This window comes from Mesorhizobium sp. M7A.F.Ca.US.007.01.2.1 (assembly GCF_003998165.1).
Lineage (GTDB): Bacteria > Pseudomonadota > Alphaproteobacteria > Rhizobiales > Rhizobiaceae > Mesorhizobium > Mesorhizobium ciceri.
On the sequence record NZ_RZQP01000490.1, the window covers coordinates 1 to 1,078 of the forward strand.

A 1,078-nucleotide genomic window follows, 5' to 3' on the forward strand; every position below is an offset into this window, starting at 1 on the left:
GCCTGGCATCAGCCGGCGGGCTGTTCGCGTTCAAGGGACAATGGTGCCGGCAAGCGGCAGTCCTCGGCGCACAAAGAGGACTCAGCCGACAAGGTACGACAACAAACAAAGCCTCAACAAAACAGCCCGCAGCCCGCGGGCCGTTTGCGTTTGGGGGACTGGCAAGTGAAGCGCCAGGCCGCCGCCATGGCCGGATCAACCGAATCGGAGGCGGAAAAGACAAAGCCATCCGATCCTCGTGCCAGGCATCGGTGATGCCGGTGATGATTTGCAATCAAATACGAAATGAATTTGGTCGGGGTGGTGTTCTATTCAGCCGGCTTTTGTGGCCACCCTCGACCATGACAATGACTGATGGCCGCGAATATCGACCTGCATGTGAATCCTCGATCGCGCCGGCGGCCGGTGTGTCACGCCGCAATAGCCGCAAGTGCCGTTGGTCGAGCGGCCTGGGGGCGTTGAAGCGATGCCTCGATCATGCCGAATCAAAGCGAAGGGCGATTCTCTGCGGATGAGTCACGCGAGGTAAGGCGTGGCCGAATCGGCGCCAGATTCGGGATCGCTCCCCGCAGGAGGTTGCCAATGCCAAATTACGCTTTGAATGACCACTACGAGAGCTTCATCAGGAAGCAGCTCGAATCAGGCCGCTACAACAATGCCAGCGAGGTTGTCCGCGCGGGCCTGCGCATGCTCGAGGATTTCGAGGCGGAGCGGGAGAAATGGCTGCGCGAGGAGATACCAGGGCGCCTGGCTGAACTCCGGCAGGATCCGACGAAGGGCATCCCTGCCGACACGGTCTTCTCCGGCTGGAGGCGCGTCATCGCTCCAAGCAGGCGAAAGCCAAGTAGGGGATAGAGTATCGGATTGTCTTCCACTCCAAGGCCGAGTCGGAGCTGGAGCAACTCTACGATGACCTAGCCGGACGTGCGTCGCCGGCGATCGCCCGGAATTTCATTGCGGGTATCCGTGACCATTGTCTCGGCCGTCGACTTTTCCACAGCGGGGCACCGAGCGGGTCGAGATCATGCCGGGGCTGCGGATTGTTGGCTATCGCCGCGCCGTCAGCATTGCCTTCGCC

General features: G+C 61.0%; 1 protein-coding gene and 1 pseudogene. Both read left to right on the forward strand.

The window, feature by feature from the left end; genetic code table 11:
• Nucleotides 1–255 (forward strand): hypothetical protein (locus tag EN949_RS36310; protein ID WP_206535017.1); only part of this gene is annotated, 255 nt, incomplete at its 5' end.
• Nucleotides 256–582: 327 nt separating this feature from the next.
• Nucleotides 583–848, forward strand: a pseudogene (locus EN949_RS35390) (type II toxin-antitoxin system ParD family antitoxin).
• The last annotated feature ends 230 nt before the right edge of the window (nt 849–1,078 follow it).